Annotated in this window: 13 protein-coding genes; all 13 read right to left on the bottom strand. The window is 35.6% G+C overall.

Translation table 11 applies throughout. From position 1 onward, the window contains the following. Window positions 1–21: 21 nt before the first annotated feature. On the bottom strand, window positions 22–2,391 hold the full coding sequence (locus tag CLV33_RS08945; RefSeq protein ID WP_211297552.1) for a glycoside hydrolase family 3 N-terminal domain-containing protein: 2,370 nt from the start codon (window positions 2,389–2,391) through the stop codon (window positions 22–24). 54 nt (window positions 2,392–2,445) lie between these two features. Next, window positions 2,446–3,195, bottom strand: coding sequence for a DUF6250 domain-containing protein (locus CLV33_RS08940; RefSeq protein WP_146109728.1), 750 nt, complete (start codon window positions 3,193–3,195; stop codon window positions 2,446–2,448). 14 nt (window positions 3,196–3,209) lie between these two features. Continuing rightward, complete coding sequence (locus tag CLV33_RS08935) at window positions 3,210–4,856, bottom strand: GH39 family glycosyl hydrolase (RefSeq protein ID WP_105473617.1); 1,647 nt, start codon at window positions 4,854–4,856, stop codon at window positions 3,210–3,212. Between the two features lie 18 nt (window positions 4,857–4,874). Further along, entirely contained in the window at window positions 4,875–6,305 is a 1,431-nt protein-coding gene (locus CLV33_RS08930) for a glycoside hydrolase family 30 protein (RefSeq protein ID WP_105473616.1), read from the bottom strand. A 40-nt stretch (window positions 6,306–6,345) separates the two neighbouring features. Next, on the bottom strand, window positions 6,346–7,941 hold the full coding sequence (locus tag CLV33_RS08925; protein WP_105473615.1) for a sialate O-acetylesterase: 1,596 nt from the start codon (window positions 7,939–7,941) through the stop codon (window positions 6,346–6,348). A 267-nt stretch (window positions 7,942–8,208) separates the two neighbouring features. After that, on the bottom strand, window positions 8,209–9,369 hold the full coding sequence (locus CLV33_RS08920) for a leucine-rich repeat domain-containing protein (protein ID WP_105473614.1): 1,161 nt from the start codon (window positions 9,367–9,369) through the stop codon (window positions 8,209–8,211). A gap of 203 nt (window positions 9,370–9,572) precedes the next feature. After that, a complete protein-coding gene (locus CLV33_RS08915) occupies window positions 9,573–12,011 on the bottom strand; it encodes a leucine-rich repeat domain-containing protein (protein WP_105473613.1) in 2,439 nt (812 codons plus the stop codon). A 20-nt stretch (window positions 12,012–12,031) separates the two neighbouring features. Then, window positions 12,032–15,094 (bottom strand): CBM96 family carbohydrate-binding protein, encoded by a 3,063-nt coding sequence (locus tag CLV33_RS08910; protein ID WP_105473612.1) that lies wholly within the window; start codon window positions 15,092–15,094, stop codon window positions 12,032–12,034. Then, a complete protein-coding gene (locus tag CLV33_RS08905) occupies window positions 15,091–17,679 on the bottom strand; it encodes a galactose-binding domain-containing protein (protein ID WP_105473611.1) in 2,589 nt (862 codons plus the stop codon). Before CLV33_RS08905 ends, CLV33_RS08910 begins: the two co-directional genes overlap by 4 nt. A gap of 182 nt (window positions 17,680–17,861) precedes the next feature. Then, window positions 17,862–19,379 (bottom strand): sulfatase-like hydrolase/transferase, encoded by a 1,518-nt coding sequence (locus CLV33_RS08900; RefSeq protein ID WP_211297551.1) that lies wholly within the window; start codon window positions 19,377–19,379, stop codon window positions 17,862–17,864. A 10-nt stretch (window positions 19,380–19,389) separates the two neighbouring features. Beyond that, window positions 19,390–20,907 (bottom strand): sulfatase, encoded by a 1,518-nt coding sequence (locus CLV33_RS08895; protein WP_211297550.1) that lies wholly within the window; start codon window positions 20,905–20,907, stop codon window positions 19,390–19,392. A gap of 82 nt (window positions 20,908–20,989) precedes the next feature. Then, complete coding sequence (locus CLV33_RS08890) at window positions 20,990–23,890, bottom strand: CBM96 family carbohydrate-binding protein (protein WP_105473609.1); 2,901 nt, start codon at window positions 23,888–23,890, stop codon at window positions 20,990–20,992. Between the two features lie 177 nt (window positions 23,891–24,067). Further along, window positions 24,068–25,516 (bottom strand): hypothetical protein, encoded by a 1,449-nt coding sequence (locus tag CLV33_RS08885; RefSeq protein WP_211297549.1) that lies wholly within the window; start codon window positions 25,514–25,516, stop codon window positions 24,068–24,070. Window positions 25,517–25,528: the final 12 nt, after the last annotated feature.

The raw sequence follows: 25,528 nt of genomic DNA, 5'->3' as shown, positions 1-25,528 counted from the left end.
ACTTTGTAATATTTGAATTGATTAATGATCTGCCGCCATTACTTCAAATCGTGTTTTAAGTTTTATATCTTCTGAAGAACTTCCAACCAAAACCTCAAAATAACCGGGTTCAATCGTCCAATTCATATTTTTGTCAAAAATAGCTAAATCGTCTGGCTGAAGCGTAAAATTAATACTTTTTGTTTCACCAGGTTTTAAAGGTACTCTTTCAAATCCTCTTAACACAGATTCGTAGGTAGTAACACTGCTTACTTCGTCTTTTACATATAATTGTACTATTTCATCTCCTGCTCTATCACCTGTGTTTTTCACTTTAAACGACACATTTACATTGGCTTGAGATTTTAGTGTTGTTGGGGTTACCACCAAATCGCTATACTCAAAAGTGGTGTAACTTAAACCATATCCGAAAGGATACAATGGCCCTAAAACACGCGTATTCCCATAACCATTTGGTCCTGCTCCTGGTTGGCCCGCTTGTGAACCCGGTTTAAACGGAAAATTTAATGGAATCTGCCCCACTGATTTTGGAAATGTAACCGATAATTTTCCACCTGGGTTATAGTCTCCAAATAAAGTTTCGGCAATAACCTCGCCCGCGGCTGTACTTGGGAACCACGCTTCTAAAATGGCTGGTAAAAATTTATTTTCCCAATTAATGGTTAATGGTTGTCCATTTATTAATACTAAAACTACAGGTTTTCCGGTTGCATATAAAGCTTGTACCAATTGGAACTGACGCCCAGGCAACCCTAAACTAGTTCTAGATTTTGTTTCGCCAACGCGTTTTTCATCTTCACCTACAACAGCAATAATAACATCAGATTGTTTAGCTTTTTCAACCGCTGCATCAATATCGGCTTGTTCTTTAGCCGATAATGGCGTAGGAATTATTTCGCTCCCTGGCCAATCAGGATCCACAATATCGCATCCTTTCTCAAAGACAACATTTGCTTTATTACCTGCATATTGTTTTATGCCTTCGAATACTGAAACCGAAGGATTAAAGGCAGGACCATAACGACTATATGTAAAACTCACCTCGTTTGCTAATGGCCCTGTAACCAAAATATTATCTAATTTGTTGATGTTTAAAGGTAACGTATTATTCTCGTTTTTAAGCAGTACTAACGACTCTCGATTTATTTGCTTTGAAAAAGCCTCATCTTCAACTGTGTGTACCAATTTATCTGCCTCTTTTGGGTTTTCAACATATGGATTGTCAAACAAACCTAATCTGAATTTTACGCGTAACACATCAGCAACTCTCTCATCAATCGTGTTCATTGATATAGCACCTTCTGCAATTAATTCCCTTAAGGGCTCAATAAACGATTCTGGTGTTCTAAAAGTTGTACGCACATTAAGTCCTGCTTCAATTACCTGACGTACCGCTTCCTTATAATTTTTAGCTACTCTATGTTTTTCTGAAACATATTCCACTGCTTCACTATCAGAAACCACATAACCATTAAAGCCATATTTTTCACGAAGTAAATCGGTTAAAAAATATTTACTCGCTGTTATTGGCACGCCATCGTAATCATTATAACTACTCATTATCCCCATAGGAGCTGCCTCTTTAATTACTTTTTGAAAAGGATATAAATGTAGTTGAAACATTTCGCGAGGCGCCACATGCGGATCGGTTCGTGCATCGCCATCTCTTGCCCCTTTTGGGATACTATAAACGGCAAAATGTTTTAAGGTTGAAGCCACACCTTGGGATTGAATTCCAAGCGTAATTTGTTTTCCCATTTCAGAAATATGAAACGGTTCTTCTCCGTAGCATTCTAAAACGCGTCCCCAACGTTGGTCTCGTGCCACATCTAAAATAGGCGCATACACGTTAGTGTAACCTAGTGCTTTGGCTTCTCTTCCTACAATTTCTCCTGCTTTACGCACCAATACTTTATTCCAAGTGCTACCAATACCAATGGGTGCTGGCAATGGTGTAGCTTTTTCGTGGCACAAACCATGAACACCTTCATTGGTGAAATCTACCGGAATACCTAACCTCGTTTCTTCAACAAACCATTTTTGTACTGTGTTGATGGCTTCGGCGTGTGTGCTATACGGATACGCATATTTGGTATGTGTTTTTTCTTGATTCCAAATGGTATTTAAGTGTTCATCAATATTAGCTATACCATCTTTCCAAACGCGATTTTTCCATTTTTCGTTAGGCATTTCATCTTCTAACACTCTTGCAAACCCGTAAAGTGTGGTTAATTGACAGGTTTTTTCATTCACATTCATTAACGAAATAAGATTCTTTACTCGTGCTTCTAATGGTGCTTTGGCATCTTCATAAACGTCCTTTACGCCGTTTTTATTAAAATCGATCCATCCTTTATGATATATTGATTTTTTTCCTTTGGATAACCCCATGCTCATTAAAACACATAGAGCTAGCAAAGTAATTTTATAATAGTTCTTCAAATCTTATTTACTTAATTTATACACTTTAAAATTATCAACCGTCATATGATTATTTACGGTTCTGAACCCGAAATGACCTGAGGTATAAGGTTCTGGATCGTAAAAATCTACAAGTAATTGGTCGTTTCTGTAATACTTGATGTAGTTGTTGAATGCAATTATTCTAATATGATAGGGCTCATTGGCCGTAAGCAGATATTCGGCATCCGATAAATCGTGCTCGGGCAACAGTGGACGCTCACCATTACCTGTATATCTTCTAAAACGGGTTTTGGTATTAAAATGTCCGCCAACACCCATATAGTATAACCTTAAACTATCATAATTTGAAAATTTACCACCACGTTTATCAGAGTTGGCAAAAAGGTTTTCCATATTCTTAGGGTCTTTAGCCATCCAAAAACAATTAAGATCTGAAACACGATCTTGTGGACCGCCTTTATCGATAACCACTACATCGTATTCTATCATAATAGGACCTTCAAACTCTTGCTTTAACCAAATGGTACATCCTGAAACATCGGTGATTTCTAACTTATTATCAATTATTTCTACTTTACCCCCTTCCATTTGCTCAACAACCCAATCGTCTAAATTTTTATCAAATTTGTTTTGATAAATTAATTCAGCTTCTACTTGAGAATCCTCACTAATTGCTACGTTTTTAATATTTCCGCACCCTTTTAATAACAAGAGCATCATGAATAATATGAAACTATTATACTTTACGAAGTTGGCTAGAATTGTCATCATTTTTATATAGGTCTTTAATTTATTTGCTCAATTAGTATTACATTCCAAGGTGCAATGCTTTGATTAATACTTAAATTTCCGTCGTTATCAGCAGTAGCTATTGTAGTTTTTAAACTATTTGCTACGTTTTTCATAAGCTTAATTTGCTCTCTTGTTGGAGGTTCTGGTTTACCCATTTTTTCCCAGTATGAATGAATATTACCGTGATCTTTATCTAAAATCTCAATTTTAAATTGTGCATTTGGTTTTAAATTAGTGAATTCTAAGTTTAATGCTTTTGTTGTTCCTTTAGAAAGATATTCGTAACTTTTGTATCCTGAAGGTGCGGAATGTTCTGCCTCTTGTGGATAGTTATAAGCCAAAGCTTTAATTTTTCCGTCGCCCGAATCTCTACTTACAAACACAACATCGTTTTTAAATAATTGTTCGTCGCCCAATTGATTCAACATTCGGTAAGCATGGTAAGATGGTTTAACCAATCCTTGAAAGTTTATCATCCCGAAACCGCCGTGAAATATACTTGCGGCACCACCTTTTTCTTCAAAAATATCAGTAAAGGTCCAAAACGATAACGAATTGGTTAAGCCTATACAGTCTAAATTACTACGTACAATATATGCTGCTGCAGGAAGTAAATCGTGCATTTTATCTCTACTGCTTGGGCTTGTGTTCCATTCGGTTAAATGAATTTCTACATCAGGATACGCACTATTTTTTATGGTTTTATTTAACCACTCCAAGTCTAATTTAGTTGATCTTGCAAATCGTGTTAAACCTCTTCCCTTTCCTGTTTCTGGGTTAAAAGCATAATCGGTTGGGTATGGGTGTGTCGTTACAAAATCTACCGGTAACTTCTCTTTATTACAATACGCAAGAAAATCTTCTATCCAAACGCCTTTCCACTGCAAGCTATTAATATCATCGGCATTAAAAACAGCTTCTGACACTTTATCATTTGTAGTTTCGCCTGCAAAACGTTCATCGGGAACAAAATTACTGGTAGAAGGTCCGCCTATTTTTAAATCTTTATGAACCGATTTAACCGCAATGGCCGATTGTTTATACAACTCAAAATATTGCGATTTTGTGGCATCCCAAAAAAATGGATAAAGGTTAGGCTCGTTCCATACTTCAAAATACCAAGTTAATACTTCGTCTAAACCGTATCGGTCAACACAATGTTGTGTAAAGGCTTTTACCAAATCGTGCCATTTCTCAAAAGTATCCGCTTTAGGAGTTATATTGGCTTTCCACCAAAATACAGTTTTAGAATTTTCAGCAGCAAAAGGTTTTGGGAAAAAAGCTAGTTCTACAAATGGCTTTACATTTAAATCTAACATTCTATCAAAAACATCATCAATATATTGCCAGTTGTAAGTTATGTTTCCGTTTTTATCTACAAACACAGGGAACATATCATCATGAAAAAGCCCATGAAAACGCACGTACTCAAATCCGCAGTTTTTTTGTACCACTTCCAATTGTTCCAACCAACCAGCACGTAAGGCTTCGTTAGCTCTACCTGCACCAACACATTTACTCCAAAAACGCTCGTATTTTTCGCCTTTTTGTTGTGCATTAACGGTTATTTTGTTTTGAGCGTTAACAACAAATACACTCCCAAAAATTATACAGCAAACTAGAATTTTTAATGCTCTCATTCTTTAATTATTATAATTTTAATTATTGACTACTATTGAATTTATTGATGTAGGTTGAAGCTCTATACCAAAAGTTGTATTACCAACTTTAAGATTTACCGTTTTTATAGTGGACTCTGGATTGTTCATCAATATTAAAGCGCGTCCATCTTTTAATTTAAATGCTAAATGATTTTTTCCTATTGAAGACTTTAAAACATAATCTCCAGGTTGAACAAAATGTGAAAGGTGTTTAAAAAGATAGAACTCATCGGTATATGTTATGGATTTTGAATTTTTATCGATAACCACCATAGAGTTTTGCGGCCACCCCCAAGCGCTCTTCCCTGTTTCATCTAAAACCATGTTCCAGTACATATAAGAGCCCGCTCCGTTATTGATATAGTGTACCAAATCTTTCCATGATCTTTCAACTGAAGTCCAATCGTTTTCATGTTCTCCACATTTATTTTCGGTTTGCATTAATTTTAAATCAGGATATTCTTTATGGATTGTTGGAATAGATTTTGCGCCTCCCCATTGAAATCCTACGCCTGCAATATACTTTGACGTATCTTTATACTCTAAAACAGTTTTAACATAATTAGGATTGCCGGAATTAACTGTACCCAGCCATATTTCAGTATCAAGTCCATCTGCTTCAAATTGCGGACCTAAAAAACTATTAATAAAATATGCCATGTCTTCTGGTCGCCATGTACAACTAGGCCAGTTGGGTTGATATGCAATCTCATTTTGTGGTTGAATTGAAAACAATTCTATCCCTTCATTTTTATAAGCTTGAACAAATTTTGAAAAGTACAACGCATATGCTTTTAAGTAACGTTCTTGCATTTTAAATGCCGTAGCATTATTTAAAATTTCAGCTTCTGGGTGCATCTTGTTACCTGCTTTAGCATTTTCAAAATCCCCGCTTCTCATAGCGTAGTGTTCGTTTACTTTCATCCAAGCAGGTGGCGACCAAGGTGATGCCCAAATTTGTAAATCTGGATTTACTTTTAAGGCTTCTTTTAAATATGGAATTAGAATATACTTGTCTCTATCTATATTAAAATCACGCATTTCAAAATCTTCAGGTACATCATTACTTGAATAGTAACTTAAGGCATAATCTGAAGCGCCTAAAGGAATTCTACACATAGAAAAATTACAACCTTCTTCTGAAAATAATGCCTTAAAAACTTGGTTTGATGATTCTTTTGGTAGCGCCGAAATTGCTTCCCAACCTATTTCATTAAACGCACCACCAATACCATCAACCTTTTGCAACAAGCTATCTGTGAAAACAATTATATCTGGATGTTTAGGTTGTTTATTTAATTTTACTTTCGATTTTACCCATCGTTGTGTTTTAGAAGTGGTTATTAATTCTACTTTTTGTGCAATAAGCGAATTGATACCCAAAAAAATCATTACTAGAAAAGCAGATTTTGTTTTACTAAAGGTCATGTTTACTATGTATTAAATTTTTAATTATTTGTTTTTGGTGTTATTCTGTAGAAAAAACAGCTGCTGGCAACCCTTCTTTATTGTATAAATTTGCTCCTTCTGGATTACCAGACCAAGCGTATCTTACATGAATTGGGTTAGGCACTTCTGCACTCCATACTTTAATTTTATTATTAGAAATTATTATGGCTTCAGCGGGTTTCCAAATATTGTCTTTACCAGCAATTTCAAACCATTTTAAAGGCTCGTTAATTTCGTAAGCATCATTTAAAAGCACTTTTTTACCAACCATTAAGCCAGAACCTACTTCATTAAACTCAATTTCAATTTTATTTTCATCAATGGTTTTAGATTTGTAAAGAGGTCCGTTAACAGCTGGAATAACCAAGTTGTAATCTTTCTTTAATGCTAAAAGAGCAAGCCTTTTGCCAACATCCATTTTATTATGGGGATGTATGTCTTTAGCCTCCCCAATATCATACAACACAGCCATTCCTGTATTTGGTACTTTTAATGCTCTTCGCATTTGATCGTTTACCGTAGCCCAACCTGTATCTGCTTCTTGGTTTGCTCTTATACAGGAGGCTAACTGCACAAAATAAAAAGGAAAATCGCCCTGATTCCAATCAGCCCTCCAATTTTTTATCATAGAGGTTAAGTAATACTCGTATTCATTGGGTTTAAATACTGCATTACTTTCGCCTTGGTACCAAATGGCGCCTTTAATTTTATATGGAATAACAGACGAAAGCATACCATTGTATAATGTAGCAGGTTGCTGCCTATCGTCCTTTGGGTTAGTTATGGTTGGTTTTGGTTTTCTACCCTTTTGTCCGTTTTTTTTCCAAACCTTTAACTTACGCTCGTAATCCTTATCTACATAATTAGGAGCTTCAATAAGTGCTATTTGGTTTTTTGCCTTAGCTCTACTATCCAGAAAATACGCTTTTAGATTTTCGTCTTCCATATAAGTGGTTTCAGAAAGCCAAGGTTGTATGCGCGATCCGCCCCAGGAACATTCTACCAAGCCTACAGGTACGTTTAATAATTTACGTAACTGTTTTGCAAAAAAATAGCCTGTTGCAGTTATTTTACCTGTTTGTTCTGGGGTTACACTAATCCAATTACCAGTAAAATTATATTTTTTTTCGTGTAACGATGTAGTTTGTGGTACTTCAATATGCCTCAACCAATCATCTTTAGCTGTTGCTATTTCATTTCTTACATATTCCACTAAGGGTTGATATTTTGGTTCTCTAGAGTTATTTACAAATTTAGACATGGCAAAATCCATGTTAGATTGCCCTGTACATAACCAAACCTCACCAGATAACACGTTATTAATGGTAATTGTATTATTCCCTGAAACTACAATTTTATGTGGTCCACCAGCCTGTGGCGTTTTTAGTTTTACTTTCCAAGTTCCATCTGCAGCAGTAACAACATGGGCTTTTTCTCCCCAACTTGCCTCTACATAAATATTTTCGTTAACATCTGCCCAACCCCAAATTGGTATTTCGGTATTGCGCTGTACAACCATATTATCAGAAAAAAGCGCATTTAGCTTTACGTTGGCCTGCAACAACTGTGGTAATACAAAAACTAATGTAACAAATACTGTAACTCGTATTTTCATGTGCTTGTTTCTTAACAATGATTAAACAATTTCTAAGGTTTATTAAAAAATTACCATTTTAATACATGTTATGCAATTTGAAAAAAAAATAGATACAAAACGTATAACTAATTATGCATTCACTATAAATAATAGCTCATTTACACTTAAAAGAGAATAGTGATATTTCCATTAAGTAAATAATACAGCGAAATATTTAAAACAAAAAAGCCGTTTCAAAATAATATTGAAACAGCTTTTTAAAAAACTAGTTACTGATTATAAAAATTATTGTTTTACTATACGTTTTACAAATTCATTACTATCAGACTTTACTTTGAACAGGTAAATGCCATTAGCTAAATCAGAAATATTAATTTCTGACATTGAATTGCTTATATCTTTACTAAATAAAACTCTACCATTAATATCGTAAATAGAAACTTCAGCATTTCTTTCTTGGTTGTTTTTTATTGAAACAATTCCTCTAGTTGGGTTTGGGTACAAACTAAAGCCAAGAGCTTTTGCATCTAATTTATTTACGCTTAAGGTAGGCATAGTACCTTCTATAATATTAGCAGCTGGGAATTTACCCCAAGAAGGGTGAGCTACATAAGCAGATTTAGAACCAACAGGCACATAAATTAACTTAGTAGAATCAACAAAATCATCTCCTTCTATTCCATTTGGAAGCCATTCACCTCTAAAAAATTTAGAATCGTTTGTATGAGAAACCGCAGCTAACTGTGTAGCATCCCAATTAAGTTGAACTTGAACCAAAGCATCATTAAAACCTAAAAATAGATTATCTACATTTTGAAGCGTTGCTGGGATATTAAACTCTTTAACACCATCCATGTTATAGAAAGATCCTGCACCACAAGATTCAACAATTGGCGCATTCAATCCAGTAATGTTGTTACAGTCAAAAAAAGCATAAGCTCCAATATTTTTACAGGCAGGTAAATCTATAATTCCAGTTAACCCATCACAGTTTACAAAGGCATTACTACCCAAATCTTCAATATTTTCAAGATTAATAGATGTAAGGTTAGGATTTTCTCTAAAAAAATGCGCACCATCAAACGCTGTAACCGAAGCTGGTAGAGTTACTGATGTAATATTTTGGTTTTCCACAAAACCAGAACCTCTGTTTGCTGCTGGATTACAGCTAAAAGCGCCATTACCAACAGCTGTTACTGTATAATCAATAGGAAAGAATCCTGTGTAAGTTGCTGTACCTGGCACTACAACATCTACAGGTGCTGTCGGTAAAGTAACCCACCCAGTTATTTTACACTCATCAGGCTCTCCTCCACCTACATCTGTGCTTGTAATTTCATAAGTAAAATTACCGTCATCAAAAGATTCTCCCACGGCTTGCGCATTAATTGTTGTTGCTGTTGCTGTGACTAATAAAGCAACTAATAATTGTAATGTTTTTTTCATAATTAAATAATTTTAGTGGTTATAAATTTTAGTTATGTTGTTATTCGTCTAAAGTATTAAGAGCCATCGATTTGATTGATAAATTATTACTCAAACTATATAAATTAAAGCTCATTTAGGTGAAAGGTCTTTTTTTTAGTTTTAATTTCTTACTTATAACCAAACGCTAGTATTGTAAACTAAGGTTCTAGAGCTATAGAAATTTATTGCTTTACTATGCGTTTTACAAATTGATTGTTTTCTGCTTGTATTTTGAGTAAGTAAATCCCTTTTGATAGGCTAGAAACATCAATCTGAATTTCTGAAGTATCTATTATTTTGTTAAATAAATTACTCCCTCTTACATCATAAATCAAAATAGTAGCGTTTATTGATTGTTTGTTTTTAATATAAACCATTCCCTCCGTTGGATTAGGATATATATTAAAGCCATTTTCTAAAATTGCTTCTTTTGTGCTTAATACACCTTGTTGTATATTAAAATCTGTCCAAATTGGTGCTGCTTCATAATAAGAAACTGTATCAGGTGGTACTAATAAATTTACATTACTTAAAGTCATACCACTAAATAAATTATTTACAGTTGCATCTGGAATACTAGTGGATGTAGTCCAATTTACTTGTATATCTGTTATACCTGTACAACCTCTAAAGGATGCTACTCCCATAGTGGTTATTGTACTTGGAATGTTAATATTGGTAATTGACTTACAATCTCTTATCATTTGGTCTGGGAGTACTGTCCATTCATCAGGAATGGTAAAAGACGTAATACCTGTAGATCTTAATGCCCCAACACCTAAAATAACGCTACCTGGAACAACCACTGAGGATACTTTTCCGCAGTTTAAAAAACAGTAATCACCTACATTGGTTGTATTCGTAAAATCCAATGAAGCTAATGTTAAGTTAACACACCCGTTAAAACTATGGCTACCGTAGGTTATGATATTTTCAAGGTTTATAATTGTTAAATTTGAACAACTACGAAAGGCATCAGCACCTATATTGGTAACGCCACTAGGAAGTGTGACATTAACAATAATGGAATTACTTTGAAAAGCACCAACACCAACAGACACTATATCAAACGGAATTGAGTTATTGGTGGCTTGTTCTGGTATTATTGCGTTTGCCATATCTTGACCGGAAACAAATCCCGTTACTTCACATATATTAGGATTGGCTTCTAATACCCTGTAGGTATAAGTACCATCATCAAAATCTAAATTTTCAATCCCCTCGCAGGAATCGGTAATAACCGTATTTCCAATTCCATTATTTATAACAGCTCCTGTAGTATTTATGATACTAGAACTTGTGTTTGATAGTATTTCTACAGGCATTTCGGTACAATTATTTAAGACAACAGCAGAGGTAGCTGTACTGCCTAATGGAGAAAATGGATTTGTACCTGTAGGTCTGGTTGCACCAACTAAAATTTTATGGTCTTGTGTTCTGGTTTCATCGTTCCATTTTGTTAGTGTTACATTATGATTATTACCTGCAATGGTTGCTATTGCGTGGAGTGTTGTTGTTGGAAGTGTTGGCATAAGTTCTAATTCAACATCAGAATCGTCTCCCGATAGATATAATAATGGCCCGTTAACAGCGTCGCCACGGCTATTTTCAATGGTAACATTTTTTACATTAAAACCAGCTTCGTTACCTGTAGCTTCGCAATTTTGAACTAATAGTGGACTACCAACTTCTAACGCAAAACCAACGCGAGTATTTCTAGCTATACAATTTATAAATGTTACACCCTCAGTATTATAGCCATTAGCACCTGAACCATATGTACGAAAACCACACTCACTTAGCGACTTTGTATAACCCGGTGTTATTACTTTTTCTCCGTTATAATTAGGATAAACCGCTTGAAAACCAACATCAAATGCAGGTCCTGATGTTTCAGCAAGCATGTCATCGGTTGTTCTTGTAGCAGCCTCTGCGTAACAATCTTGAAACAGCACATTTCTACCGCCTTGAATAAAAAACAAATGCCCAAATGAAGTTGAATATATTGAACACCCAATGATGTTAACATTAAGCCCTCCAACCAATAAACCACTATGTTTTCGCATGGGCACTAACGCTCCTCCTCCTTTACCGAGCAAATCGCCATAGCCATAAGGTGATGATCCGCTCATATTAAGTGTTACATTTTCTACAGTGATATGGTCTCCAGACACGGTCATGGATTGTCCACCACTGGCTGTTGGACTATTGCCAATATCTGTAACCGTTAAGCCTTTAAAATTGATGTAATTACCTGTTAAATGAAATTCAATAACATGCCCTCCTAAATCGTTTAACAAGTCCGTATCAACATTAATTGTTACTCCAGTAAAATCAAACGTATTGTTGCTTCCACTAAAACGAATCATGGCTCTTCTTCCAAATGCATCTGCCGGTGTGTTATTAGAAATTACCGTGGGCGTTAAATAATCAGCCATTTCATAAACTCCAGGAGTCATGGTTACTGTTTGTCCAGATTGAGAAGCCGCACTTGCTAGTTCTGCAATACTTGAAACCACAATTTGTGAGTGAACACTAAATGTAAATGACATCAAAATAAAAACTCCAATAATGCTTTTTGTAAATAGTTGTTTCATACTACTCATAATTAATAATTTCATATTGTGATTATAGAATCTAATTAGTTCTTAACTATTTTTGTTGTTGTTTGGTTTCCATGTTTCTTTACTCGCACAAAGTAAACTCCAGATGTTAAATGATCAATATTTACTGATTGATTATTTTGAGTGATATTAGTTTTTAAAACTTGGTTACCAAAAAGATTATAAATAACGACTTCTGAATTTAAACTATTACTAACTCTAAAAGTATTTGACACAGGATTTGGATAAATATTTATTGTGTTTAAATCTGAATGCTTAGAAATACTTAAGGCACTATAATCTACTTTATTAATTACAAGTTCTGGGATATTATTTGTCGCTTCTTTACTATTGATTAAAACATTTACATTGGATGCTCCAAAATCTTCAATTGAAATGGAAATAATTTTATCATCATCAAATTGGTTCTTCACATAAGCTGTAACATCTAATTCATAAAACCCTGTAGTATTAGAAATATCTATTGCTCCTATATCACTCCCAGATGAGGGAGCGGAATTCCAAGTAACAGTTGATTCTGACCAACTATCAGTTATTTCAGATGCTGTTATTGTGCATGGATTTGCTTGATTTACATACAATTTAAGTACAGCCCTACCAATGTTATCGTTTACAAGATCTTCACTACTCAAATTAAACTTTAATAACGATTTTCTGAAAAAACTACTATTACTACCCTGTTTCACAATAAGGTTAGTATCTCCACCAAAATTTAGCCCTGCATGATCACCACCTCTTACATAAGCGTCTTCAGTTGTATTAAAAATTAAGGTTTCGTAATCTGTATTGAAGGTGGTTATAGGCAACTCTAAGGAATAATTAGTGCTTCCATCTGTATAAGAAGCCTTTACCCGATACGTGTAAGTAGATAAAGGATTAAGTCCAGAATCGCTAAAGGAAAAAACATTTGGCCCCAAATTTGCAATTTCCTGGTAAGCGCTATTGCCTTCTTTTCGCTCCACCAAGAACCCACTTTCTACTTTTTCTTCGTCTGGCCAACTGAGGTTAATTTCAGTATCAGAAATAGCAACTCCAGTTAAATCGAATTCAAGATCCGTTGGAGTGCCTTCAACCCCCTCTGAATTGGTTACTGTAGACGACTCATCAATGGCTTCAACCCAATACCAATATGTTGTATCATTGGTCACCGAAGTATCAATATAACTGTTTCCTGAAACATCGGCTACCAATAATGAACGTGTACCTATATCAGAACTTGTATTTCTATATATATTCTGAGTTCCTAACTGAACATAACTCGTTGTCCAATTTAAAGAAACAGACTCATCACCGGCAGTTATATTTAAACTTATTGAAGGCGGAATAGCCTCTAACATAATCCAATTGAGATTAAAAAGACTACCTGTATTACCAGTAAATACCAAATACAAATCTTGTACACCACTCTGTCTATTAAAATCAAAAGTCTGTGTTGTCCAAGATTGCCAACCACCCGTATTACTTACAGACAGTTCGCCTATTAAGGTCCCTGAAACACTACCCATACGCATTTCTATGGTTCCACCAGATGTATTACTAGCAACACGCGCACTAAATTTGTTTAACCCAGCGCTAAAATCGATGGCGTTAAATTTAATCCAATCGCCGTTCTCTATTAATGTTACATTATCGGTACCTTCGGTACTTACTTCTGTAGACACCCCTTGCATATCATCATAACATTCTGCTTCATACAAGATTGTTTGAGGCAAACTGCAAACATCCACAGCATCTTCAGTTACATTAAAAATATAGCAATTCATACTTTCTGCTTCTACGATAGGAATAAACGTATTTCCTGAAGCTATATATGAAGTTTCCTTACCTTCAATTGGTGTATTGTCTGTCCAGTAATGAGTAGCAATTGCACTTGTTATACTAGAATTATCCATTGTTATAGGCAATGTATATTCAGTATTACTTTCATTAATTACCCAAAGTACTATGTTATCATCTTTTCTAAAGGTTATTGTATATACATTTGATGCACTAGTTACCGAAGCAGTAAGGTAATTATAATTTAAAATATTATTTGAAAAATGTTTCATGATATAATACCCTCTAAGTCTGGTACCTATTCCATTTGCCGGAAAATAAATGGCGCGAGTTTCTTTATCTATGCCTCTAGACCAAATTTCAAAATAAACTTCTCCACTTAACCCAGCTTCATAGCGTTGCGCTTTTTCTTTATACTCATCGATTTGTTTCCACATTGGTCTTTCTTCACCGTATGTTGGAGACCCACTACCTGTACTGGTTTCATCATCGTACATGGGTTTACCCAAACTATTTGCCTTATTTGAAATTTCAGCCCATTTTTCAGGTCCTAGGTTTGAATAGTTATGACTACAAAAACCCGAGTATAAATCTTTTGTTCCCAATGATTGTACATCATTTAAATAGGTTAACCCTGCGGTAATACTCCAAAACCCTTGATCTATAATTATTGGTTTTTCTATACCTCGGTTATCTAGTTCTGTATTTAAAGTATTTATAATATTTTCGGCTTCTGAGGCTCTAACATGCCACATCCATTCTTTTGCTGTAGAAAGTATTGCAATGGGTACCCCTTGATTACTCATATATTCACAGTAGTCGGCTAAAAATATACCATATTTTACCACATTGGTTGCTTTGGTACTGTAGGTATGAATCCAATCTGGCATATTGTTATCATCGCCATAGCCATCATAATCTGAACGCATGGTAGCAAAAAACTTAATATTTGGGTTTATAGCCTTAATAGCTTGCATAGTTGCAACTTGCTTATCGTAAAACGCCCAATTTTTAACGCCTTCAACTAATTCTTGGTTTTTATCGTATTGTACACGACACACATTAAAATTAATGTCTCCAAAACTCCATTGAAGTATATCTTCTTTATTTTGGGCATTTTGAATGGCTTTGGAACTACGTTCCATATCGCCACCTATCATATCTATAGTTTGTTTATAATTGGTAGAATTTACAGTTATAGATTGCCCAATAACCTCAAAACTAGAAGCAAATAACACTACAACAAATAACGCTTTAGATATTTTAAAAAAAATTATTTTATGGCTTATTGTAATTCCTATCATTTTTTAACCATCTTTTTTGTTAGAGTATTTCCGTTGGCACTAATTTTTACAAAATAAATACCTGTATCTAAAAACCTTACATCCACTAACTGTTTATTATCTGCTACAGTAGTTTGTAAAACCTGCTTACCTAACAGGTTATAAATAGCAAGTTTAGATCCAACACAATTCTCTATTGTAAATGTATTTTGAGTAGGGTTTGGGTATAATTTTATTTTGCTCTTAAATTCAACATCTTGGTTAGATAGTGTAACAGGAGAATTAACACCATAAACTTCTACTTCGGCTAATGCTAATGCTGTAGAAGAGGTCTTTGATATTCTTATTACACGACCAACTACATCTCCTGTGGCAACAGTAAATATGTTACTAGGAGCTGTTGCGAAGAATTGACTAAAAGTTACATTACCTTCACTATCTATAACTTCTACAGTAAAATTGTTTAATCTCCCAGCACAACAACCATCTGTTCTATTATAAATTTTTATAGTTTCTATATTATAGTTATTTCCTAAATCTACCTGCCACCATGGTTCTGGGTCTAAAGTAGCATTTCCCCCTGTATGTGTTACAGAACCACCACTCCACAGTCCATTGGTATTTCCATCAATAGCATTGGGAGCAAAACCATCACTAGGTCTATTTGTTGATTGCGTTGCTACCCCATGAGCAATTGCCAAATTTATAGGATCTGGATCTGCCTCTACCAAGGTTACGGTTATATTATTAAGTTCAAATGTATTGTTTACCCCACTAAACAATACTTTCATAGCTTGTACGCCTTGTACTAAACGAACCTCATTGGCTACTTCTAAATCTTTCCAATCTGTTAATCCTGTTGAATTTGGTGTCCCAAATGGCACAGCAACTTCTGAGGTTATGTCTTCCCCTCCAAAATTAAATTTTATTTTTCCGTTTGAGTTTACCGAGGCATAACGAATACTAATATTATATATTCCATTGGAAGGTACATTTACGGTATATGTTAGCCATTCACCATCTTCTATATTAGTTACACAATACCCTCCTTCACTACATATTTTTAAATCTACCCCTTCGTCGACTCTGTATTCGCCTCCGTCATTACTTACTGAAGTATCATTATAGGTTCTACCTTGACCATCTAATACAAAATAATCATAATTTTCTGCCTCAACAGGTACGGACAAATCATTTATGCTATAAGTTGGTAAACCATTACCATCAAAACCGCTTATAGGGTCTCCAGGACTTACTCTATGAAATTTCAAACCACCCCAACCATGAAATTCTGAAGGACGATGTTCTCCTTCAAAACCTATTACGTCTTGGTAAATCTCCAGACCTTTTAATGTCCATTCATAATTAGTAGACGGCAAATTTATACGGTCTTTATAATGCCCAAGCACCATTTCATACCAAGGATCTAGCACATCCTCTCCTCTACTATCTCTAGTATAATCGCATACGACATGAGGGTTTATTTTTTTTGCTAAAAAACGTCCAGTTCGGTCACGTCGTTCTATAAACTCACCAGAAGCAACAGTAGGGTTCCAATCTGGGTGCCCGTAATCACTAAACTGATCTGCACCTACATTATACCTGAAAAAAAACTCAATCCCTTTTAATAGACGATTATCTAAATGCCCATACAAATTATCCCCTTGGTTCCAAGCTATTTCTGCCATACAAGCAATAATTTGAATACCAACAGAAGAATGTACTTGATCCCTAGCAGATTCCTGACACTGTCCATTTTCATAGATATAGTTACTCATAACTTCATTGTAACCATAATCTTCTATTGTAGTACGTCTACCTGATGCATTACGTTCTTCTATAAACTCACAATTATTGTATGGGGTATTTGTGTTAAAATTTGGAGGCCCTGAAGGGTAAGCTAAGTCATCAGCTCTATGCGGTAACCCTTGCAAATAACGAAGTGCCCTATCATACATTATTTCATTATCTAAAAAAATAGCCATTGCCATTAATGAACGATATGCGAATAACCCTTGATTACCATAACGACCCGGATCGCCTTGGTAAAGATTCCAGTAAAACGTCTTATTGCCAGAAGGGACCGATGTTGTGGAATACCCCGGATAAACCAACATATCTGCAAATTTCTGCTGGTCTGCCAAAGACCATCCATTGTAAGTATACTTTATAATTTCTGCACCTTCACACATTTTCCAAGGGCCTCGACCTTGATTTAGCGGAATACCAGTTGTATTTGTAACATTTACCCATGAATTAAATATTTCTACAGCCTTTTCTGCATGACATTCATTTCCTGTTATATACCACATGAGCGCGTTATAATATGCTGCATAACCATCATTTTGAAAATCGCCATGATTAGTTATCTCTGTAATACTAGTATTACCTTTTACTGTGTAGCTACATAACGATTTGCTATTGGAACTAAAATTTGCGAACTCTGAAGCCCATGGTTCTTCACCTGTTTCTACCATGGCTTTTATTCGTTCTAAATCAGACATGCTATGAGATATACCTGGATGTACTAATTGAGCTATAACCGAGGTAATAGGTAAAATTAAAAAGATAAAAAAAACGTAAAACCCCTTTTTTTGATGATTCATATGTTATTTAGTTAAATTAGTTGTTGTAATATTATTAATAGATACTTAAAAAGAGTGTAAATTATGATGCTATGACTTAAACTTATTACTCATAATCATCCACACATAACAGCCAACAACAAAAAGTGCTGTATTCGAATATTAGAATACAGCACTTTTTAAAACTAAAAACAACTTAATATTTAGTTTATTTGAGGCTGGTTCCACAAACGATAAGGATCGTCATGCTTTTCCATTTGTTCTAATAACAATGCTTCCATTTCTGCCAACTTATCGGCATATTTTGGATTGTTTGCTAAATTGGTTTGCATCTCTCCCATTTTGCCGTGTTCTGGTAGATATTCGTTTGGATTTTCAGCTAAGTTAAAGAGTTGTGTTTCTCTCACTTCACCATCTAAAACATCGTATTTAATAAGTTTCCAATCGCCTTTTTTTACGGTACGCATACCCGGTTTTGTTCCGCCTGCGTAAACGCCATACATTACATCTCTAACCGATTCTTGTTCACCTTTTAATACAGGTACAAAACTTTTACCTTCAACTGTTGGGGGTGTATCAATACCTGCCAAATCGCATAATGTTGGTAATACATCTAGTAAATATATATTGCCTTTTACACGTTTTCCAGAAGGTAAATTTGGTCCTTTTACTATAAAAGGCACACGCCATGTATGTTCGTAAAGGTTTTGTTTACCTTGTAAACCATGTCTACCAATGGCCATACCATGATCTGCCGTGTAAATTATATAGGTATTGTCTAACTCGCCCATGGCTTCTAGTTTATTTAAAACTTTATTTATTTGAATATCGATATTTTCAGAACAAGCAAACTCTCTTCCTAACTCATTTCGTATGGTATTTTCGTCTCTATTTTCCCAAACACCGCTTACTCTAACTTCGTCTCTTAAATTAGGATGTCCATGATGAAATGGATGAGCTTCTAAATAATTAGGTGGTAATTGTGGTTGTTTTTCATTTAGCGGTGGTAGGGTAGTTTTATCTTTATGATTTACAGCACCATACTTCTCTAACAATTCTGGTGTACCATCGCGAACATCATGCGGGTGCGAAAATCCGAAATAAATAAAAAACGGATTGTCTTCTTTAGTTTGTTCTCTTTTATTTAAATATTCTAAAACTTGTTTAGCATGCCATGCACTACCTGTTTCCTCGGTACCTCCTCGCTTTGTAGCATCTTTTACCACACTAAATTGTTTGTTGGCGCCTGGGTACGAATTGCCTCGTTTACAAGTTCGCATGGTTTTGTAGCCTGCTCTGTTAAAAACTGCACCAATAGTTTGTTCATCTATTTCATGCGGGTCGGGTTGTTTTTGAAATTCTGCGCTTGGTGGTAAATGCCATAATGTGCGACCACTCATAATCATATGTCGTGAAGGTGTACAAACGGCTCCATTCATAGACCCCATATGGCGTGCTTGTTCAAATACAATACCTTCTTCTGCCAATTTACTAATGGTTGGTGTTTCTAATATTGAATTTGGGTCGTAGGTTTTTAAATCGAAAGGAGATTGATCATCTACCAAAACAAACAAAAAATTAGGTTTTTTAGTTGCCTCTTCAGATTTCGATTCTGTGTTACCTTTACAATTACACAACACCACTAATACCAAACATAATAATGTGTATTTATTTGAAATTAATTTGAAGTTCCTCATTTGCTCTATTTGTTTAAATTTCATTCGTCTTAATTTATTTTTTATTTTGCTTAACATCCCAACTAAAAGCCAGCGGACCTAACTTTTCTTCAAGTTGATGTTTAAGTGTGTTAACTAATTCTTGATTTTCGTTGGCAATATTCTTCGTTTCTTTTTCTGTTGAATTATGATTATACAGTTCAACATCACCAATTTTATGCTGTATAAATCTGTAATTAGGAGTTCTAAGTGTTGATGCATTTGTATAATATCCCGCTACAGAATGACCCTCTGCTTCTGGGTTATCTAAAATGGGTTTTAATGAAACACCATGCGCAAAATTGGGCACAGGAAGTTCGCTAAGTTCGCATAATGTTGGAAAAACATCTATAGTTTCTACAAAGGCGTCACTTTTTTTTCCATTTTGCTCCATTTCGGGAGCGTAAATTATTAGTGGTGAATGCAACGATTCATCAAAAAGTGCATGTTTACCCCAAATGGCATGTTCTCCAAGATGCCAACCGTGGTCTCCCCACAATACGACGATAGTGTTTTTATCGGCGCCCGTTTCTTTTAATTTCGATAGAATGTCGCCTACATGTTTATCGGCATAACTTACACAAGCTGCGTAGTATTTTTTCAATTCCATTGCAAAATCAACATCTTCATTCGGGTTTCTACCTCCACGATGATAATTCATAAATTCTTTGGATGCATGCCACGTTGTTTTGCCTTCGGGTTTCTCTGGATGCGGAATGGGTGGGATTTCAACACCTTCATACATATCTAAATACGTTTTTGGAACACCAAAAGGCAAATGTGGCTTAATTAACCCTATTGCCAAAAAAAATGGTTTATCTGCGTTTGCAAGCGTTTCAAGTTGTTTTAGTCCTTCTTCCGCTATTAGGCCGTCTGGATAACTATTATCGCCATCATCCACCGTTTCAATTACTGCTCTATCTGTATCTGTTCTAATTCTCCCGTGCGCCAACCCGTGCATACTTCCTCTAGGTGTTTTCCACGCTCCTACTGGCATTATATGTTCATCCCACGCATCTGGCATTTCTGGAATAGTATTATCATTCCAATTTTCTCCACCTCTACCGCCTGGGTGATGCGACACTTTACCCACCGAAACCGTGGTATATCCGTGTTGTTTAAACCACTCTGGCATGCTCGGTGGAACACTCCCCGAATTTGAAGTTTTATTCTTTGCGCGAAAAAATAATGCTCTATTACCATTTTGTCTGTACTGTAACCCATATTGACCTGTTAATAAGGTATATCTCGAAGGTCCACAACTAGGTGCATTAACAAAATGGTTGTGAAATGCGCGACCTTTTGAAGCTAATTCGTCTATATGCGGTGATTTAATATAAGTGGCGCCGAATGTATTTAACTCGGGGCGTAAATCATCTACACAAATTAAGAGGATGTTTTTAGGTGATTTTGTAATTTCGTTTTCCTTACAAGACATCGTTAAAACTATAAGCAATAGAAATAAGCTTGTTTTTATAAACAGTATGGGATTCGACTGTATATTTTCTTTATTAGAACAAGCCTTATTCATCATGCAATTAACGTTTACGAACAACATACAATTCACCTTCTATGAAGTACTTTTTGTTTTCTAGTATTGTACTATTAGTTTAATTTTAAATCTTAACTATCTTTTTTGAAGCTATTTTATCACCATTTTTAACCAACAACACGTACACTCCAGCGCTGAGTTTTGAAAGGTTTAGAATTGCCTTATCGTGCTCAGGACTTACCTCCATTACTTTTTCACCTTTTAAGGTGTAAAGTGATAATGTTGTCTTTCCTGTATTTGTAAAGTTTCCTAAATACACATTCAACTCTTTGGTAGCAGGATTAGGATATAATTCAATTGGCATCTTAATTTCATTAACGCTAAGTGCCTCACTCGAATATTCCACCACAAGCTCTGGAGCATAATCAGGTCCGAATTCTTTACTTCGGAAATCAATACCTGTGCCGCTATTCGCTGGATCTTTTACAGCAACCGTAATTATTTTATCACCGTTATACTCTTGCGCGGCGTATGATGAAATATCCCATTCGCTCCAAGTAGAAGTTGTTGTAACGCTTGCCCGTTCATTATCAAAAGCTGGCTTATTGTTCCATGTTATGCCATTTTCCGTCCAACTATCATCTTCAACATCATACACCGCACGAAGGTCGCGGAAGCCTGTTCGTTGATAAATTCTAAGTGTCGCCGAAACTATAGGTCCCGGAATACTACTTAAATTGAATTTTAAAAACGCGTATCTCCCTTCAACTTTAGTAACCAAAACCTCAGCAGAACCATAGTTATTATTAGGGTTGGACTCATGTACATAGGCGTCAGCATCGGCATCTAAACTTAAAGTACCCTCTACAGCATCAACTACTCGAAGTTGTTGGTCCACACTTGGTGCAGCATTAAAAAACTCGTTACCCGATTGATTAGCTATAATGGTTGTTGTTCCTGCTCCCACTATATGTACTTTTCCATTCACTATAGTGGCCACTGAAGGGTTTGAGCTTGAATAGATTACTTCTAAATCAGAGCTAGCTTTAGCCTCAGGATCAAAATCTGCACTTCCCACTACCTTATCTGAAATGGTAAAAAACTCTATGGTCTGATCTGATTTAGCAATACCTGTTTGTACTATTGAAAAACTATCAAGTTTAAAAGATTCAGAAGTACCATTAAACATTATTTTAAAACTCTGTACGCCTTTTTCTAACAAAATATCTTCAGCAATTGTAAAAGATTTCCAGTCGGTAGCACCGGTTGAATTTGGCACTCCAAAAGGCACTTCTACATCAGTGGTTTTATCTTCGCCTCCAACATTAATCTTCATAGTACCACCTGATTGTAAAGCCGCATAGTTAATGGTAATACTATACAAAGCGCTTTTGGGAACTGCCACAGTGTAGGTTAACCATTCACCTGCTTGTATAGAAGTTATGTTGTACTGATTAGCTGGCGTACTTTCAATATCAACTCCATCAAATATTCTATATGCTCCCCCTGTGTTTGAAGTGCTTAGATCGTGGTATATTCTTCCTTCTCCTTGGTGTATTGGATCGTAATCAAAGTTTTCAGCTTCTATCGTACTTTCAGTAGTATTCATATTATAAATAGGCAAGCCACTACCATCAAACCCAGAAATAGGATCACCATAACAATACGCAGGACGGCGAGCTGTAAGCGCACCCCAACCAATAGCATCGTTAGTCCAACCAGCGGCTTCATATCCTGAAATTTCTATAGCTTTATCACGTGCTCTTTTAGTCCATAACACATCATTTTCATTTTTTAAACCTCTTCCTAAATAATGGGCTACAGGCATTTCGTAAACAGGTCTTACCCCTGGAAACTCTCCTCTTCCATCTGGACTAATAGCTTTTGAATACCAGCGTCCGGTTCTATCGAATCCTTCCTCAAATTCTCCCGATGTTACTGTTGGCTCCCAAGGTGTAGTTTGGTCTGGGTACGATTGAATGGCAGACACATTATACCTCATATTATATTCTAAACCTGACAGTAACCTATCATTGGCATGACTGTATAAATCGTCGCCTTGGTTCCATGCCATTTCCGCCATTGACGTTAATAAACCGATACCGAAAGCTGTATGTTGTTGATCTCTAGAACTTTCTTGACACTGCCCATTCTCGTAAATATAATTGGTCATAACTTCATTAAAGCCATAATCTGGAATTGAAGTTCCTGAAGTGGCACGATAGGTATCTACATATTCAGTTGAGGAAAGTAATTCTCCTATTGTAGGCGGTCCTGATGGGTAAGGCAAATCGTCTGAGCGGTGAGGTAGCCCTTTTATATAGCGCAATGCGCGATCATAAATTATTTCATTATCTAGAAATATTCCAATGGCCATTACCGTTCTCCATCCAGACAAACCTTGGTTGCCATGGCGCCCAGAGTCACCTTGGTAAGATTGCCAATAAAACGTGCCGTAGCTTCTAGAAACACTTGCAGGAACTTGTGTATTGGAGTATCCTGGAAAAACCAACATATCTTCAAATTTTTTCCGGTCGGTTTCAGACCAACCGTTATAGGTATGTTTTATAATTTCTGCAGCCTCTATCATAATATAACCAACTCCTCCACTCAGTGCCATAGTGCCGTTACTGGTTACAGCTTCTAAATTTACCCAAGCATTAAAAATTTCAATAGCCTTTTCTGCATAACGGGTATCGTCCTCAACATACCATCGTAAAGCATTGTAATACGCTGCACGTATATCACTGTTCCATGCACCATAATTCACTTTATTATTTCTTCCTAATTCTGTGAATGAAGGGTCTCCCTGTACTACATAGTCGTAACTTGATTTAGGATCTAAAATCATTTCTTGGTAGGAAGTATACCATGGGTCAACTTCAGCTTCAACCATGTGCTTAATTCTATCAAGATCGGATTTTTTGTGGGTAATTCCTGGATGAACGAATTGTGCCTTAACGGTGTTTACAAAGGAAAATGAAAGTATGAATAGTAAAAACAATTGAAGTGTAAGCTTATTCATATATCTTATTTAGTTTTAATATTATAGCCTAAAATTACACTACCAAAAAAGCAACATGTATAAACCATGTTTCCTTTTATATAAATTATGTTCTTTTACTCATGTATGTTTAGTTTTATATGAATAATTGAAAGTGTTTTCTATGTTAGGTTTTTCATTTTATAAAAAAAACTTCACCTAATTTTCAATTTGTTTTATACTATTGCTTTTGTTTAAATCTGTAATGATACCAACACTTTTTATGTGATTATCATGCGATTTAGCTCCTAATATTACAGGGTACTCCGTATCGTTTTTAATGGTTATGTTAATTGCCGTGTAATCTTTATCTCCGAAATGTTTCTCAAAATTTTCTTCGTAACCCTTAGGTACACCCGGATAATCGGTTGTTAAAAACTCAAACCTTGCTGGATAGCCTACAACAATTGGGCGAAGTGTATTATCAATTTCCCCTTTGAAATTGGCGCGCTTGATATGTATTTGATGCCCTGTGCCTTTTATAGCTGCAAACACATGATTACCCACCGCATGTGGTGATGGCAACACCGTTAAGTCTATTTTTTGATTGGACACCTTATCGAAATGCATGTAAATTAATGGGCCGTATGCAGCATTGCCTTTACAGTTTATCATTTCACCGCCGTTGTTAAGTGAATAGCCTTCCACCACACAATCTAAAACCGTGCTATTGATTACTTTTACCTCACCTTTTGCCATGTAAAGTTTTATTCCACCACGGCACTTAACTACCGTGCAATTTTCAACTGTAACAGAGCCTGGAATATTATAGGCTCTAATACCGTCTTCTGTTAAATTGAACATCACATCTTTGGGAATAGGTAAACCTTTCATAGCACCTAAAGGCATTTTATAATTGAAACGCTTGGGCAAATCGCCATCATTGGTTTCTTTATATGTATCGTTACTTGGGCGCACGGCGCCTTCAATGTAAGTGTTTTTTATTACGGTTTTATCGGCGTTTTTTTGCATGTATATCACATGGCCAAAAGCTCTGTGCTGAAATTCGCAGTTATCAACCGTGTTACCAACACCCGTTATCAACATGGCGCATCGTTTATCCAGTCCTGTGGCATTTCCTCTTCCAATACCATACATATTTCCATAACCATACGGAAACGATCCTCTTACGGTTAGCTTAATCCCCTCAATGGTATTTCCATTTCCAGATAATCTGAAACCTGCCCCACCTTTAAGTCCCTTTGCCAAAGTTTTCCTATTTTGGTTATAGCTTCCAAAATCGGTCACTTCCTTCATTCCATTTTGATAGGTCTCTTCAAAAACGCCACCACTAAGCTTATTATTAGAGCCTGTGAAATTAAAATGAGCATCCTTACATGTTCCTACTGGAAAATCAATATAAACCCCTGAAAGGTTTATAATATTATTAGACCCCGAACAAACAAAACTTCGAGCATCTTCTGGTAGTTCGGTGATAATATAGTTACCAGGCTTTAGGGTAATAACTTGATTGCTTTTTGTTACTGCTTCCCTTAGTTCAGCAAGATTAGAAACCGGTAATTCTACCTGCTTTATTTCAGTTTCATCTTGAAACGAAACAAACAGCAACATAGGTGTGAATATTATAAAAAGTATTGTAGCTTTCATATCCTTATTTAA

Origin of the sequence: Jejuia pallidilutea, from assembly GCF_002973595.1 — a bacterium.
Taxonomy (GTDB): domain Bacteria; phylum Bacteroidota; class Bacteroidia; order Flavobacteriales; family Flavobacteriaceae; genus Jejuia; species Jejuia pallidilutea.
The sequence above is the reverse complement of the archived record's forward strand: the minus strand, read 5'-3'. Positions and strand labels throughout refer to the sequence as shown.